The following is a 16870-nucleotide window of genomic DNA, read 5'->3' as shown; positions in this document are numbered from 1 at the left end:
TGAAAAAGCTCAGTTTAAAACCGAGCTTTTTTATTTGCAAAAAATTATGGTTTAATTAGATTAATAAATTAATGCGCTGTTTTTATTAATTATTTATTAACAAATATCTTGATTTTAAAAATATAAATGTTAAAATCTCTTTATTAACTTGTTCTTTATTAATTTGTAATTGAAATTTACTTTATTTTTAAGGAGTTTATTTATGAAAAAATCAAAATTATTTAGTTCAATTGGGGTTGTAAGTGCTGCGGCACTAACTTTGGTTGCTTGTGGTAAAAATAGTAATAATGCTGACACTAATGATGCTAAGACAGCAAGCAAGTTTCCGCAGGAAATGCCTGAAAAAGAAGCAAAACAAGGTGGAGTTGTGAAATATGCTATTGAAACAGATTCACCATTTACAGGGATTTTTTCAAATGAATTATATACAACTGCCACAGATGCTAAAGTTATGGAGCCAGGTAATGAGTCACTATTTGATACCGATGACAATTACCAAATTACTAACAAGGGACCTGCCTCACTAAAAATTGATAAGAAAAATAAGACAGTTTCGATTACCATTAAAAAGGGGGTTAAATGGTCAGATGGCAAGCAAGTTATTGCTAAAGACGTTGAATATCCTTATGAAATTATGGGTAATAAAGCTACTAAATCGCAAAGATATACCAGTCAATTTGAATTTATTAAGGGCATGAAAGAATATCACGAAGGCAAGGCAAAGTCAATTTCAGGTATTGAAATGCCAGATGGTGAAAATGGTCTTAAGGTAGTAATCCATTATACTGAATTAAAGCCTGGTATGTATAATAGTGGAAATGGTTATTTTTGGGAATGCGCAGAACCATATCACTATTTAAAAGATGTACCTTTTAAAAATTTAGAATCTTCAGATAAAGTTAGAAAAGATCCTCTCTTTTTTGGACCATATCAAGTTCAAAAAATTGTGCGTGGTCAATCAGTAACTTGGGTACCAAATAAATATTATTGGCGTGGCAAACCCAAATTAGATAAAATTGTTTCTCAAGTAGTTTCAACCAATTCTACTTCTCAAGCAATTAAGAGTCATAAATTTGATATAGCAGAAGTAATAAATACACAGTGGAAGCAAGTTAAAGATACTAAGGATGTAACTTTTATTGCTAAGGTGCCATTAAGTTATAGTTATTTAGGATTTAAAGTTGGTAAATGGGATGCTAAAACCAGTAAAAATGTTATGAATCCTAAGAGTAAAATGAACAATAAGGCATTGCGTCAAGCAATTGGTTATGCTATGAATATTGAAGCAGTCAACAAACGATACACAAGTGGCTTGACTTTCCAAGTACCAACTTTAATTCCAGCTCAATTTGGTGATTACTTTAATAAAGATGTTAAAGGCTTTTCATATGATTTAAAGAAAGCCAATCAGATTTTAGATAAGGCTGGTTATAAGAAAAAAGGTAAGTGGCGTGTACAACCAAATGGTAAGCCATTAAAAATCAAATTATTAGCAGCTCAAGGTGATTCTTCAAGAGAACCGATTATTTTAAATTACATTCAACAATGGCATAAAATTGGCTTAAATGTTGGGCTAGTAGGTGGACGTTTGGCTGAAGCAAATTCATTCTTTGATAAAATTCAACATGATGATCCTTCAGTTGATATGTTTATGGCCGGGTGGTCATTATCAAGTGAACCATCTCCTGCGGGACTTTATGATGAAGGAGCAGCGTTTAATAATGAAAGATTTGTGACTCCTGAAAATACGAAATTATTGAAAGAGATTGATTCGCAAAAGGCCTTTGACCACAAATATCGGGTGGAGAAATTCCATGAATGGCAAAAATACATGTTTGACCAAGCCTATGTAATTCCAACTAATAATTCTTATAATATTTCAGCTGTAAATAAAAAGTTAACTGGTTATTCTTTAAGACCTTCAAAAGGCAATTCTGCTTGGTATAATGTTGGTTATGTAAAATAAATTTTGATTTAATTCATAGATTAATGAATAATTTATAAAATATTTCTTTGCATATTAAAGTAAAAATGTTAAAATTCAGTCGTTAACTTGTTCTAGAAACTTCAATCACTTTATATGTGAAGGAGTTGTCTATTATGAAAAAAAGAAATATTTTAAGTTCAATTGGACTTGTTAGTGCCGCTGCTTTGACTTTAGTAGCTTGTGGCAAAGGCGGCAATAATACTAGTAATGAAGGCGCTAAAACAGCAAGTAAGTTTCCTGCAGAAACGGCTGTTAAGGATGCTAAGCAAGGTGGCACCTTAAAGGTAGCTGAAGAAACGGATACGCCATTTACTGGAATTTTTAATGAAGAATTACAAATGAGTCAGCCTGATGCCGATGTAATGAGTCCTGGATCGGAAACTCTCTTTGATACTGATGACCATTATAAAATCAATGACAAAGGAGCAGCGACTTTAAAACTTAACCGTCAAGCCAAAACAGTAACGATTACCGTTAAAAAGGGCGTAAAATGGTCAGATGGTAAGCAAGTTACTGCTAAGGACATTGAATATGCTTATGAAATTATTGCTAATAAGGGCACTAAGTCACAGCGTTATTCATCCCAATTTAATATTATCAATGGAATGGCTGAATACCATGAAGGTAAGGCAAAAACAATTTCCGGAATTGAAATGCCTGATGGTGAAAATGGAAGAACTGTAGTTTTACATTGTAAAGAATTAAAACCGGGTATGACTAACAGTGGTAATGGTTTTATTTGGGAAGCGGCAGCGCCATATCACTATTTAAAAGACATTCCTTTCGATAAATTAGAATCTTCTGATAAGATTAGAAAAAATCCACTATTTTTCGGGCCATTTCAAGTCCAAAAAATTGTGCGTGGTCAATCAGTAACTTGGGTACCGAACAAGTACTATTGGCGTGGTAAACCAAAGCTAGATAAGATTATCTATCAAGTAGTGTCACCTAATTCAGCTTCACAAGCAATTAAGAGTCATAAATTTGATGTAGCACGTGTTGTAAATAGTCAATGGAAACAAGTCAAAGATACTAAGGATGTAGATTTTGTGGCCCAAGTTCCACTAGGCTACCGGTATGTGGCTTTTAAAGTTGGTAAATGGGATGCTAAAAAATCTAAGAACGTTATGAATCCAAAGGCCAAGATGGGTGATAAGAACTTGCGTCAGGCCATGGCTTATGCGATGAATACGGATCAAGTATATAAGCATTATACAGATGGGTTAAGTTTCCAAATTCCTACCTTAATTCCAGCCCAATTTGGTGATTACTTTGATAAGAGTAACAAAGGTTATACTTATAACCTTAAGAAAGCCAATGAAATCTTAGATAAAGCTGGATATAAGAAGAAGGGTAAATGGCGTACAACGCCAAATGGCAAACCATTAACCATTAACTTTATGGCAATGTCTGGTAATGCCATTCAAGAGCCAATTGTGCAAAATTATATCCAACAATGGAATAAGATTGGCTTGAATGTTAAGTTGGTTGGCGGTCGTTTAACTGAGTTCAATTCTTTCTACGATAAGGTGCATCATGATGATCCTAAGGTTGATATGTTTATGGCTGGCTGGGGTCTATCAAGTGAGCCATCACAAAATCAAATGTATAGTGAAGGAACAATGTCAAACTATTCTAGATTTGTTACACCAGAAAATAACAAGTTAATTGCAGAAATGGATTCACAAAAGGCCTTTGATCATAAATATCGGGTGGAAAAATTCCATGAATGGCAAAAATATATGGTTGATCAAGCTTATGTCGTGCCAACTTATAATGAATACCAGATAGATGCAGTAAACAATAAGTTAACTGGTTACTCTTTGAAACCATCAAAAACTAATAATGGTCATCCATTATGGTACCAAGTTGCGTATACTAAGTAATTTACGGTTAATAAAGGAAACTCGGGCAATGCTCGAGTTTTTTGTTTGCAAAATTATAATAAAAAGTTGAAAAATTAACATTAAGTGATAATATTAAATTAAAAGATTATAAAATATTAAATAATGAAGGAGTAACTTCAATTATGAACAAAATAAAAATATTAGGTTCAATTGGACTTATCAGTACTGCTACCTTAACTCTGGCAGCTTGTGGCAAGGGCAATGGTACTAATAGTGAGGGGGCCAAAACGGCGAGTAAGTTTCCTGTAGAAACACCGATTAAGGATACTAAGCAAGGTGGTACCTTAAAAGTGGCTGAGGAAATGGACACCCCATTTACCGGTATTTTTAATGAAGAATTACAAATGAGTCAGCCTGATGCTGATGTAATGAGTCCTGGTCAAGAGTCCTTGTTTGACACTGATGATCATTATAAAATCAATGACAAAGGAGCAGCGACTTTAAGACTGAACCGTAAAGCTAAGACAGTGACAATCACCGTTAAAAAGGGCGTAAAATGGTCAGATGGCAAGCAAGTTACTGCTAAGGACATTGAATATGCTTATGAGATTATTGCAAATAAGGGTACTAAATCTGAAAGATACTCATCACAATTTAATATAATTGAAGGCTTAAAAGAATACCACGAAGGCAAGGCAAAAACAATTTCTGGAATTGAAATGCCTGACGGTGAAAACGGGAGAACTGTTATTATTCATTGCAAGGAATTAAAACCAGGAATGGCATATGTAGGTAATGGATATATCTGGGAAAATGCAGCCCCGTATCACTATTTAAAGGATATTCCGTTTACTAAATTAGAGTCTTCTGATGAAATTCGCAAAAAGCCTTTACTTTTTGGTCCATTTCAAGTCCAAAAAGTTGTGCGTGGTCAATCAGTAACTTGGGTACCGAACAAGTACTATTGGCGTGGTAAACCAAAGCTAGATAAGATTATCTATCAAGTAGTGTCACCTAATTCAGCTTCACAAGCAATTAAAAGTCATAAATTTGATATTGCGCGGGTGGTAAATAACCAGTGGAAGCAAGTTAAAGATACTAAAGAGGTAAACTTTATTGCCGAAATTCCTTTAGCATATTACTATTTGGGTTTCAAAGTTGGTAAATGGGATACAAAAAATTCTAAGAACGTTATGAATCCAAAGGCCAAGATGGGTGATAAAAACTTGCGTCAGGCTATGGCTTATGCGATGAATACGGATCAAGTATATAAGCATTATACAGATGGGTTGAGTTTCCAAATCCCTACCTTAATACCAGCCCAGTATGGCGACTACTTTGATAAAAATAATAAAGGTTATACTTATAACCTTAAAAAAGCCAATGAAATCTTAGATAAAGCTGGATATAAGAAGAAGGGTAAATGGCGCACAATGCCCAGTGGTAAACCGTTGACTATTAATTTTGCAGCTAAGTCCGGTGATGCCATTCAAGAGCCAATTGTGCAAAATTATATCCAACAATGGAATAAGATTGGCTTGAATGTTAAGTTGGTTGGTGGTCGTTTAACTGAGTTCAATTCCTTCTATGATAAAGTACAGCACGATGCCCCGGGAATTGATGTTTACATGGCGGGTTGGACTTTATCAGATGAACCATCGCAGGCTCAGCTGTATAGTGAAGGAACTATGCAAAATTATTCTAGATTCGTTACACCGGAAAATAACAAGTTAATTGCAGAAATGGATTCACAAAAGGCCTTTGATCATAAATATCGGGTGGAAAAATTCCATGAATGGCAAAAATATATGGTTGATCAAGCTTATGTCGTACCAACTTATAATCAATATAATATTGATGCAGTAAACAGCAAGTTAACAGGTTACTCATTAAAGCCGTCAAAAATTAATTATGATCATCCAATGTGGTTCAATGTAGGTTTTGTTAAGTAAATAAAGTTGGGGCATTTTTATAATTTAGAAAAAGCGATTTATTAGTTAAGAAAACTATTGCATAAATGTTGTAATAGTTTTCTTTTTTATTTTAGGTACCAAAAACTGGTATAATTTATAAAGAAAGGAATTTATAAGATGGTCAGTTCGAAATTTATTAATCAATTAGCAGAAAAATATAAAATTAAGTTTAATAATAAAAAATTATTAGAAGAAGCTTTCACACATTCATCCTATGCCAATGAGCATCCTGAAAGTGGGATTCGGGATTATGAAAAATTAGAATTTTTAGGGGATGCAGTGTTAGAATTAGCTATTTCCAATTACTTATATCGTAATTTTACAAGTTTAAATGAGGGCGAATTAACACGAATGCGTTCAAACATTGTAGACACCGAGGGCTTTGCTGAATTTGCATATAAATTCGGCTTTCCTGCTGAAATAAATCTGGGTCGTGGTGAAGAAAAAGCGGGTGCCAGATCACGCAAAACCTTGTTAGAAGATGTTTTTGAAGCTTTTAATGGGGCACTTTTTCTTGATCAAGGAATGGATGCTGTAGAACATTTTCTAAGTTTAACTGTTTATCCGCTAATTGATGCGGGTAAATTTGATGCTTCTCGTGATTATAAAACTGATTTGCAAGAATTTTTACAACAAGATGGACCCGTTAAAATTGAATATACAGTACTAAAAGAAGAACAAACTCCCTCACGCTTTACTGTTCAATTAAAAGCGGATGGTCATGTTTTAGCGCAAGGGCAAGGGCATAATAAGAAAACAGCCGAGCAGGATGCAGCAAGAGCTGCTTTAGCTAGACTTAATTAGGGGGATAAATTTGTGCCATTAACGGAACTTATTATTGATGGTTTTAAATCATTTGCCGAAAAAACAACGATTAAATTCGATACGGGAATTACTGGCATTGTTGGTCCTAACGGCAGTGGGAAAAGTAATATTACTGAGGCCATCCGTTGGGTAATGGGTGAAACAAGTGCAAAATCACTACGTGGTTCTAATATGAAAGATGTTATTTTTGCTGGTAGTGAGTTTCGCAAATCAGCTAGTTATGCTCAAGTTTCCTTGATTTTTGATAATCAACAGCATGATTTGAATTTTGAAGCAAATAGGGTGATTGTTACCAGAAGAATTTTGCGTTCAGGTGATAGTGAATATTTAATTAATAAACGTAATGTACGTCAACGCGATATCCGTGATTTATTTATGGACTTAGGTGTGTCACAAGACAGTTTAGCCATTATTTCTCAAGGACGAGTTGATCAAATTTTAAATTCGCGCCCCGAAAATCGGCGTGGCTTGTTTGAAGAAGCAGCTGGTATTTTATCTTTTAAAAAGCAAAAAGAGCAAGCGAATCTTCAATTAGAGCAAACAACTGATAATTTAATTAGAATTAATGATTTGGTTAAAGAGCTAGAGCAAAGAATTGAGCCTTTAGAAGAGCAAAGTTCTCTTGCAAAAGAATATCAGTTTCAAAAGAATGGTCTCGATAAAGAACTAAAAACATTACTAGCTTTTGAAATTGAAAATATCGATAGTCAAAAACATTTGCTTCAGAAAAAGGCTAAACAAAATCAAGTTCTTTTGTCAAAGCTTGACCGAGAAGTAAAAGAATCTCAGAATGCGTTAGCTGCTAAAAGAAATGAATATAAGCAAATTAATGATCAACGTGAACAAATTCAAAATGAATTACTGGCTTTGACAAAGAAACTTTCTGATATTAATACTAATTTACAAGTGGCTGAACAGAGTAAACAATACACTGAAGCAACGAAAAAGGAATATCAGTCTGAATTAGCAAATTTAAAAAAATCAGTTAAAAGTTGTCAGGTAGACTATGCGAACTTAAGCAAAACAGAACAGGATTTGAAACAACAATTAAAGGAATTAAATGCTAAAAGGACCGAACTAACATATCGCTTGCAGCAAGATCCAGCTCAAATGAATAAAGATTTAGAGCAATTGCGTGCGCAATACATTCAATTGTTACAAGAGCAAACCTCAAATAATAATGAAATTGTTTATCTTAATTCAGAATTAAAAAGAACTAGCGATGATAGTACATATCAAAATGATGATGTGACTGATCAATTAATAAAGGGAACAAGTGAGCTAGAAAGACTCAGTAGTGAAGGAAAAGCTTTAAAAGAAAAACTTCAAGCGGCGCAAAAGCAGCTATCTGCTTTAAATGATCAACAGGCTGAGAGTAAAAGTAAATTAGAGCGTTTACGCCAGGTATTAAATGATAACAGTCAGCGATACAGCCAAGTTTGTGCTCGCTATGAAGCTTTAGAAAATATTCGTAAACGTCATGAAGGGTATTACTTTGGAGTCAAAAATGTTTTAAATAATTTAGACAAGTATCCTGGTGTTATTGGCGCAGTAGGTGAGTTAATCTCTTTTCCAGTTGAATTAGAAGCAGCAATGGCAACTGCTCTAGGGGGAGGTGTTCAGGACCTTGTGACTACGACCAGTGTTAGTGCAAGAGATGCAATTAATCAATTAAAAAGAAGTCATGCGGGACGGGCGACATTTTTGCCTTTAGACGGACTAAATAATCATGCAATCCCAACTTCAGTCGTCAGGCTGATGGAATCATATACTGGCTTTCAAGGAATAGCAAGTGAGCTAGTAACAAGTACTACCAAGCAAGATATTAGTGCAGCAATTAATTATCTTTTAGCAAGTACAATAATTGTAGATACAATTGATCACGCAATGCAATTGCGGCAACAAATCTCGCGGTATCGCATAGTGACCCTTGATGGAGATGTGATTTCTCCTGGTGGGTCAATGACTGGGGGAGCCCGCAATCAAAAAAGCAATTCCCCCTTACAAACGGTTACTGAACTTAATCAGTTAAAAGTAACAATGGATATGTTGAAGGAGCAATTAGCAAAAAATCAAGCTGATTTTGCAGTATTATCGGTAACAAATGAATCTTTAGCTCAAGAAATTAGTCAGCTAGAGGCCCAAAAGCAAAAATATAGTCAAGACTTGAATGAAGCAGTACTTTCATATCAAAATCAAGAAAAGGAAGTAAAGCGGCTTAAAGCGGCTAAAAAATTATTTGAAGCTCGTCAAGAAGAACGAGCACAGCAAAGAATAGATATTAAAGAAAAGCTTAATATTGCCGAAAAGCAAAAGGTAAAATTAATTAAAAAAATCGATCAACAAAAAGTTGAAATTGAAAAAACTCAGGACAAGATAAAAAACTTTACCGAATTAAATCAAGAAGTTCAAGCTAAGCTAGCCGAAGTAGATCCACAAATCGCTGTTTTTAGCAATAAGTTAGAAAATTTATCTAAACAACAAGAAGAAAAGCAGCATGATTTAACCCATCACCAAAAGCAAATTAGCGTATTAACTAAAAAGTTAGAGACAATCATTCAAAGTGGCGCAGTAAATCAAGATAAAAAGCAGCAAATGAAAATTGAAAAGGAACAAAGCACTCTGCAGCAAACTAAACTGCAAGAGCAATTAAATAGTTTGAGTTCTCATTTGGGACAATTTGATGCAAAAATTAACCAACTTGATCAAGTAGCTAACCGAAATTATGACTTACGTAAAGACGCGGCAGGAGAGCAAGAAGATCTTTCGGTTCAAATCGCTCAATTAAATAGTAAAATTGATCAGCGTCTTGGTCAGCTTAGTGAGGATTATGCTTTAACTTATGAAGCAGCATTGGCTCAAGCTGAAGGTGAAAATGATGCAACTACTAGGGAACAACTGCAAAAAAGTGTTAAACTTCATCAAATGTCAATTGCAGAAATTGGTCCAGTTAATTTAAAATCTATTGAGGAATATGATGAAGTTAAAAAACGTTATGATTTTCTTAATAATCAGCAAAATGATTTGTTAAAGGGCCGTGATAATTTGCGCCAATCAATGGCGGAACTAGATCAAGAAGTTTCAACTAGGTTTAATCAGACCTTTACAGCAGTTGCTAAAAGTTTTGCTACTCTTTTTCCAGTTGTGTTTGGGGGAGGAAATGCTAAGCTTGTTTTAACCAATCCAGATGATTTATTAACTACTGGAGTTGAAATAGTAGCCCAGCCGCCAGGTAAGAAATTACAGCAACTTAGCTTATTATCTGGTGGAGAACGAGCTTTAACAGCTATTACGTTGCTATTTGCAATGTTAAAGGTTAAACCGGTTCCTTTTTGTGTATTAGATGAAGTTGAAGCGGCACTTGATGATGCCAATGTGACCCGTTTTGCGCAGTTTTTAGAAAAATACGATATGCACACTCAATTTATTGTTATTACTCATCGGCGTGGTACCATGGAACGTGCTGATCAATTATATGGAGTTGTAATGCAAGAATCTGGCGTTTCACAAGTTTTGTCAGTTTCATTAAAAGAATTAAAAAATGAGGTAAATTAGGATTGGGATTATTCAATAAAATCAAAAAGTCACTGTTTGGTAATAATGATGACGAAAAAAATAAAGAAAAGCCGACTAATACGGTAGTAGATGTTGAAGCTGATGATGCTTTGTCATCTGTGAATGATGATCAAGCTAAACAAGCTCTTGATAACGAAAAGAAAAAGGTAAATGCCAAAAAAGAAGCTGATTTTAAAACAGCTACTACTATTTCAGACTCAGCGGTAAAAGAGAGTACAATCACAACAAAAACGGATGCTGAAGCAAATCTTGATCCGAGTACGGCACAAATACCAGCAAGTGAATATAACGCTGCTAATAATGCTGACTTATACGAAAAGGGACTTGAAAAAACTAACAAAGGTTTTGGTGCGCGTTTAAATAAATTTTTTGCCCAATTTCGAACTGTAGATGAAGATTTTTTTGATGACTTAGAAGAACTATTAATCGAATCGGATGTGGGCTATGAAACAGCTGAAAATCTAACAAATGAGTTGCGTGATGAAGCAAAATTACAAAAAGCTAAATCACGTGATGATTTAAAGAAAGTAATTGTTGAGAAGTTAGTCGATCTTTATGACCAAAATGGTGATAGCGAAAATGAGCAGTTACGTGTACACGATGATGGACAGCTTAACATTTATCTTTTTGTTGGGGTAAATGGTGCAGGCAAGACTACTACCATTGGTAAATTAGCTAAGCGCTTCAAAGACGAGGGCAAAACAGTTGTACTAGCTGCTGCTGATACTTTTAGGGCAGGTGCTGTTGAGCAACTTGTTGAATGGGGCAAACGAGTTGATGCGCCAGTTGTAACCGGTAAAGATCAAGCTGATCCTGCTTCGGTAGTCTTTGACGCAACTGCAAAAGCAATTAAAGAGCAAGCAGACTATTTGTTGGTTGATACGGCGGGGCGTCTACAAAATAAGAAGAATCTGATGAATGAGCTAGAAAAAATTGAACGGACTATAAAAAAGTTAGCGCCTAATGAACCAACTGAAACTTTACTAGTTTTAGATGGCTCAACTGGACAAAATGCACTTTTGCAGGCAAAAGATTTTGATAAAACGACCAAATTAACGGGTTTAGTTTTAACTAAGTTAGATGGTTCATCTAAAGGGGGAGTAGTGTTAGCAATTAGAAATGAAATGAAATTGCCGGTTAAATTAGTTGGCCTAGGAGAAAAAGCTAGTGACTTAGCAGATTTTGATGCCGCTAATTATGCTATTGGACTTTTCCATGACTTAGTTTAAGATAGAATAAAAAGGAGATATTTTATGAAAGAATATAGCGCTTGTACAACAATTTTAGTTGGTAAAAAGGCATCTGTTGATGGATCAACCATGATTGCTAGAAATGATGATACTTTTAGGCCAATTACCCCTCAGAAATTTATCATTGAACCAGCTGCTAAAAAAGAAAAGGGACGCAAGATTAAGTCATGGCTTAATAATTTTGCAATGGATTTGCCAGAAGATGCTCAAGCTGTACCAGCGGTTCCTAACGTGGATTATAAAAATCGTGGCTATTATGATGAAAGTGGTATTAACCAAGAAAATGTGGCAATGTCATGTACTGAATCAACCTATGGTAACGAACGCGCACTAGCCTTTGATCCATTAGTGAAGGATGGTCTTGATGAAGACTGTATGCAAACGGTTGTTTTACCTTATATTCATTCCGCTAGAAATGGAGTTGAATATTTAGGTAAATTAATTAAAAAATACGGCTCACCAGCTGGTAATTCTGTTTTATTTGGTGACAAAGATGAAATTTGGTATATGGAAATTGTTACTGGTCATCATTGGGTAGCCCAAAGAATTCCAGATGATGCTTATGCAGTTGCTGCTAACCGAGTTTCGATTGAACAAGTTGATTTTAATGATTCAGATAATTTCATGTGGAGTGAAGGCATTCAAGATTTTGTTACTAAGTACCACTTAAATGTTGATCACAAGGGTTGGAATTTCCGCCATATATTTGGTACATACAGCCAACAAGATCGCTACTATAACACTAACCGCGTTTGGTATGGACAGAAGTATTTTAATCCTGAAATTGAGCAAGATCCAACAGATGGCGATTTACCATTTATTCGTCGCGCTGCTAAAAAGATTACGCGTGAAGATATTGAATTTGTTTTGGGGAGTCATTATCAAAATACACCTTTTGATCCTTTTGGTAAGGGAACAGAAGAAGAAAAGCACCGTTTTCGCCCAATTGGGTTAAATAGAACCCAAAATGCGCATATTTTACAAATAAGAAATGATGTTCCAGCTGATAAAGCAGCAATTATGTGGCTATGTATTGGTGGACCAACTTTCACACCATTTGTTCCATTCTTTGCGAATATGAATGACACGGATCCATCATATAGCAATACTTCAATGGAATATAACATGAATGATGCATGGTGGTATTACAAATCTCTAGCAGTATTAGTAGAAAGTCACTATCCGCAATTTGTTCAATTAGATACTGACTATTTGAAGGAATTGAATCAATACTATCGCAGTCGTGTTAATGAAGTTATTATTGGTGCAGCTAATAAAAAGGGTGTAGAATTAACTGATTATTTGACTAAGGCTAATCAAGAAACAGTTGCCTATACGCGAAAGCAATCAGAAAAATTATGGGGTCAAATGATGATTGATTCGATTAATATGTCAAAATTGACTTTTAATATGGATGCTAATTTATAATTGATTTATTAGATTGGTGAAATTTAATAATTATAATAGTCTGCTGTTGCTAACTTAAGTACGATATTTAAATAATCCAGGATTATTCTGGGTTATTTTTTTATTTAAAAAAAGCTCTAACCTTTACGATTAGAGCTACTAATTATTTTCTTGCGGTAATAGTTGAATGATGAATACCATATAGGTAGTAGATTAATATACCAACAACTGTCCAAATCAGCATATATTGTTTAGCTTCATTATCTAAACCTAAAAATACAACGAGTGAGCCACTAAATGCTAAAAAAGGTAGTACGGGATAAAATGGCATCTTAAAAGATGGTTCAGCAATATCTTGACCTTCTCTTGGTCGCAATTTATAGATACCAATTGAAACAAACATAAAGGCAATTAACGTACCAGCGGAAACTAACTGTGTTAAAAATGAAAATGGGATAAATGCAGAAATAATAATTGCTACTAGCGATACTGCCCAGAGTGAACTGGCAGGGCGATGATCTTTGTTTAATTTTCCTAATTTTTTAGGTAACATTCCATCCCGACCAAAAGAGTATACTAACCGCGAACTTGCCATGCAAAGACCAATTAAAGCTGTAAACATCCCTAGAATTGCAATTGATTGCACAATAAGGGCAATTGTCGTATGACCAGTTTGACGTAAGGCATAACCGACTGGCTCGGCCGAGTTTAAGTACTTCTGATAAGGTACCATTCCTACTAATACTAGACTTACAGCAATAAATAATCCGACAGCTATTAATAAGGAGCCAATGATACCCCGAGGCATAGTCTTTTGAGGATTAACAGCTTCGGCGGAATTTGAAGCGATAGCATCAAAGCCCAAAAAAGATATATAGATCATTGATACTCCAGCATAAATTCCCTGCCAACCCCCAAATGGTCCATGAGCTGTCATGCGGTAATGTGGAATAAATGGCATAAAATTAGCTTTTCTAACCACAGTTAAACCGACAAAGACAAATAATAAAATTGCCATTACTTTAACCACTACTAAGGCATTTTCGACTTTTGATGCTTTTGATACCCCAAAACTAACTAAAATAGCCGATAGCAAAATGGCAACCAAAGCCACTAAGTCAAATATTCCACCCTTAACTCCTAGTGGATTGGCTAAGGCAGTAGGTAATTTCCAGCCCAGTGGAGTAACCAGTGCGCGTAGATTAGCTGATAAGCCCGAACTAATAAAAGCCATACCAATTAAGTATTCTGCTAAGAGCGCCCAGCCTGATATCCACCCCCAGAATTCCCCAAAAATGACATTAATCCATGAATAAACAGAACCTGCAAAAGGCATTGCTGCTGCCATTTCCGCATAAGCAAAAGCGACTAAACCAGCAACAATGGCTGCTAACAAGCAAGAAATAGCAACAGCAGGTCCTGTATGTAGAGCAGCTACTTCTCCTGGTAAAGTAAAAATAGAAGTTGATACGATTGTGCCTACCCCAAGAGCAAGAAAATCGCGTACCTTTAAAGTTCTAACTAGTTGGCCATCTTTTTGTTGATAGATACTAGGATCTTCTTTCCGGTTCATTGTTTTCCATAAATTCAATTTCATTTCTCCTTGATTTTAATAAAACAACCTCTGCACTATTACGGGTAAACTAAGCGTATTAGCACTGTAAATTGTATAAATAAAAAAGGGTACTAAGTTCAGCATGACTAAGCACCATCAATAAATTAATCTCTAATTATACTAGTGGTAATCATACCTATATTTAGCTTGAAAATCAAGTTTTGCCAAGTTTTACTTTACTAAATATAACTTTCAAGATCGTCATTTAACGGCATTTTTGCTATACTAATTCAAGGTGAAAAAGTAATGGATGAACTAGAAAAAAACGAAACAATAGGTGATTTATATGCCTATTATGGTAAGCTTTTAACAAAAAGTCAGCAGAATTATTTTGAAGATTATTATTACAATGATCTTTCTTTGAGTGAAATTGCGGCTAACCACCAGGTTTCGCGCCAGGCAGTTTATGATAATTTGCGGCGATGTCGCAAGCTTTTGTTTAACTATGAAGAAAAATTGCAAATGCAAAAAGAATATAATGAGATTGAGCAAGCATTAGCTAGTCTTAGTGAGATTGTTAAGCAAAAAAAGCAGGCCCAAGCTTTAAGTTTAATTAATGATTTATTAGCAAAAATGAGAGGAGAATAATTCATGGCCTTTGAAAATTTAAGCGAACGAATTCAAAAAGCGTTACGTAATTTAACCGGTAAAGGTAAAATTTCAGAAGAAGACATTAATGCAGCGAGTAGAGAGATTAGACTAGCTTTACTTGAAGCTGATGTTAATTTTAAAGTAGTAAAAGATTTTATTAAAAAAATCAAAAAAGAAGCGCTAGGTAAAGAAGTTCAAGAGAGTCTAAATCCAGGGCAACAAGTCATCAAAATAGTTAATGATGAATTGACCAAGATGATGGGTTCAAGTGCAACTACTCTAAATAGATCAAAGCATATTCCTACAATAATTATGATGGTTGGTTTACAGGGTACTGGTAAAACAACTACGGTTGGTAAATTAGCTAATCAACTAATTGAAAAAGAAAAAGCGCGGCCATTACTCATTGCTGGTGATATTTACCGTCCAGCAGCTATCGAACAATTGCAACAAATTGGTGCTGATTTAAAAGTACCAGTTTATAGTGAGCAGGATCAATCAGATGTAGCACAAATTGTCGCAAATGGATTGAAACAAGCAGAGCAAAACAAGAACGACTATGTGATTATAGATACTGCTGGTAGGTTGGAAATTGATGAGCCCTTAATGGAGGAGCTTGAACAAATAAAAGAAATTGCCCAACCAGATAATATTTTGCTAGTTGTCGATGCAATGACGGGGCAAGTTGCTACTGACGTGGCAACTGGATTTGATAATCGGCTTGATATTACCGGCATTATCTTAACTAAGCTTGATGGAGATACCCGAGGTGGAGCAGCGCTTTCAATCAGAGCGGTGACTGGTAAGCCGATTATTTATACTGGACAGGGTGAAAAATTAACTGATTTAGAACAGTTTTATCCAGATCGGATGGCCTCACGAATCTTGGGAATGGGTGATATGCTCACTTTAATTGAGAAAGCCCAGCAAGACTATGATGCCAAAAAAGCAGCAGCTGTTGCAGCAAAAATGAAAGAAAATACTTTTGATTTCAATGATTTTGTTGATCAACTGGAGCAAGTTGAAAAGATGGGGCCACTTGATCAAATAGTCAAAATGATTCCAGGAATGGCTAATAATCCGCAATTAAAGAATATGAATTTTGATAAGAAACAAATTGTTTATGTTAAAGCAATTATTTCTTCAATGACTCAAGCAGAACGTGAAAATCCAGAATTACTTAACCCCAGTCGCAGAAGAAGAATTGCTGCCGGCTCTGGTCGTCCGATTGTAGAAGTAAATCGAATGATTAAGCAATTCAAACAAGCTCGCGAGATGATGAGTAAAATTACTAATGGTAATTTTAAAGGGATGGAAAATTTACCTGGGATGAATTCACCGATGGGACGCATGGCTATGAGACACATGGGTAAAAAGTTTAAAAAAAATAAAAAGAAACGAATGAAAGTTAAACGCTACCATTCTTAATCGCTATGTTAAGGAAAAACACTTTACACTTTTTTAAAAAAGTGCTATATTATAATCCGTAACTTTTAGGAGGAATAAATTTATGTCAGTTAAAATTCGTATGCGCCGTATGGGTGCTAAAAGAAAGCCTTTTTATAGAATAGTTGTTGCAGATTCAAGAATGCCACGTGATGGTCGTTTTATTGAAGAAGTAGGTTACTACAATCCTGTTTCAGAACCAAAAGAATTGAAACTTGACGAGGATAAGATTTTTGAATGGCTAAAGAAGGGTGCACAACCTTCTGACACAGTTCGTTCACTACTTTCAAGTGCCGGTTTAATGAAGAAGTTGCATGATTCAAAATTCAATAAATAATGAATTTGCCGGTTAA

Annotated in this window: 11 protein-coding genes; 10 read left to right on the top strand and 1 reads right to left on the bottom strand. The window is 35.0% G+C overall.

Features of this window, described 5'->3' with window-relative positions; genetic code table 11:
* Positions 1–202 precede the first annotated feature (202 nt).
* From F5ESL0233_RS04790 to F5ESL0233_RS04760, 7 genes are all read left to right on the top strand, one after another.
* Entirely contained in the window at positions 203–1966 is a 1764-nt protein-coding gene (locus F5ESL0233_RS04790; protein WP_122059008.1) for an oligopeptide ABC transporter substrate-binding protein, read from the top strand.
* A gap of 134 nt (positions 1967–2100) precedes the next feature.
* A complete protein-coding gene (locus tag F5ESL0233_RS04785; protein ID WP_122059007.1) occupies positions 2101–3873 on the top strand; it encodes an oligopeptide ABC transporter substrate-binding protein in 1773 nt (590 codons plus the stop codon).
* Between the two features lie 143 nt (positions 3874–4016).
* Entirely contained in the window at positions 4017–5786 is a 1770-nt protein-coding gene (locus tag F5ESL0233_RS04780; protein WP_122059005.1) for an oligopeptide ABC transporter substrate-binding protein, read from the top strand.
* 138 nt (positions 5787–5924) lie between these two features.
* Entirely contained in the window at positions 5925–6611 is a 687-nt protein-coding gene (rnc, locus tag F5ESL0233_RS04775; protein ID WP_118897478.1) for a ribonuclease III, read from the top strand.
* A gap of 12 nt (positions 6612–6623) precedes the next feature.
* On the top strand, positions 6624–10187 hold the full coding sequence (gene smc / locus F5ESL0233_RS04770) for a chromosome segregation protein SMC (protein ID WP_122059003.1): 3564 nt from the start codon (positions 6624–6626) through the stop codon (positions 10185–10187).
* Between the two features lie 2 nt (positions 10188–10189).
* Entirely contained in the window at positions 10190–11437 is a 1248-nt protein-coding gene (gene ftsY / locus F5ESL0233_RS04765) for a signal recognition particle-docking protein FtsY (RefSeq protein ID WP_122059001.1), read from the top strand.
* A 24-nt stretch (positions 11438–11461) separates the two neighbouring features.
* Positions 11462–12886 (top strand): C69 family dipeptidase, encoded by a 1425-nt coding sequence (locus tag F5ESL0233_RS04760; RefSeq protein ID WP_122059000.1) that lies wholly within the window; start codon positions 11462–11464, stop codon positions 12884–12886.
* Between the two features lie 142 nt (positions 12887–13028).
* Here the strand turns inward: F5ESL0233_RS04760 and F5ESL0233_RS04755 are convergent, their stop codons facing one another.
* Positions 13029–14456 (bottom strand): APC family permease, encoded by a 1428-nt coding sequence (locus F5ESL0233_RS04755; protein ID WP_199692575.1) that lies wholly within the window; start codon positions 14454–14456, stop codon positions 13029–13031.
* A 270-nt stretch (positions 14457–14726) separates the two neighbouring features.
* Between F5ESL0233_RS04755 and ylxM the strand changes: the two genes are divergently transcribed.
* From ylxM to rpsP, 3 genes are all read left to right on the top strand, one after another.
* The gene (gene ylxM / locus F5ESL0233_RS04750) at positions 14727–15068 is read left to right on the top strand and encodes a YlxM family DNA-binding protein (protein WP_118896264.1); all 342 of its coding nucleotides are present in this window, start codon (positions 14727–14729) and stop codon (positions 15066–15068) included.
* 3 nt (positions 15069–15071) lie between these two features.
* Positions 15072–16499, top strand: coding sequence for a signal recognition particle protein (gene ffh / locus F5ESL0233_RS04745; RefSeq protein ID WP_122058998.1), 1428 nt, complete (start codon positions 15072–15074; stop codon positions 16497–16499).
* An 82-nt stretch (positions 16500–16581) separates the two neighbouring features.
* Complete coding sequence (rpsP, locus tag F5ESL0233_RS04740; RefSeq protein WP_090092711.1) at positions 16582–16854, top strand: 30S ribosomal protein S16; 273 nt, start codon at positions 16582–16584, stop codon at positions 16852–16854.
* Positions 16855–16870 lie beyond the last annotated feature (16 nt).

The sequence above is a fragment of the Lactobacillus sp. ESL0233 genome (assembly GCF_003692995.1).
Lineage (GTDB): Bacteria > Bacillota > Bacilli > Lactobacillales > Lactobacillaceae > Lactobacillus > Lactobacillus bombicola.
This window is presented reverse-complemented; position numbering and strand designations above follow the sequence as displayed.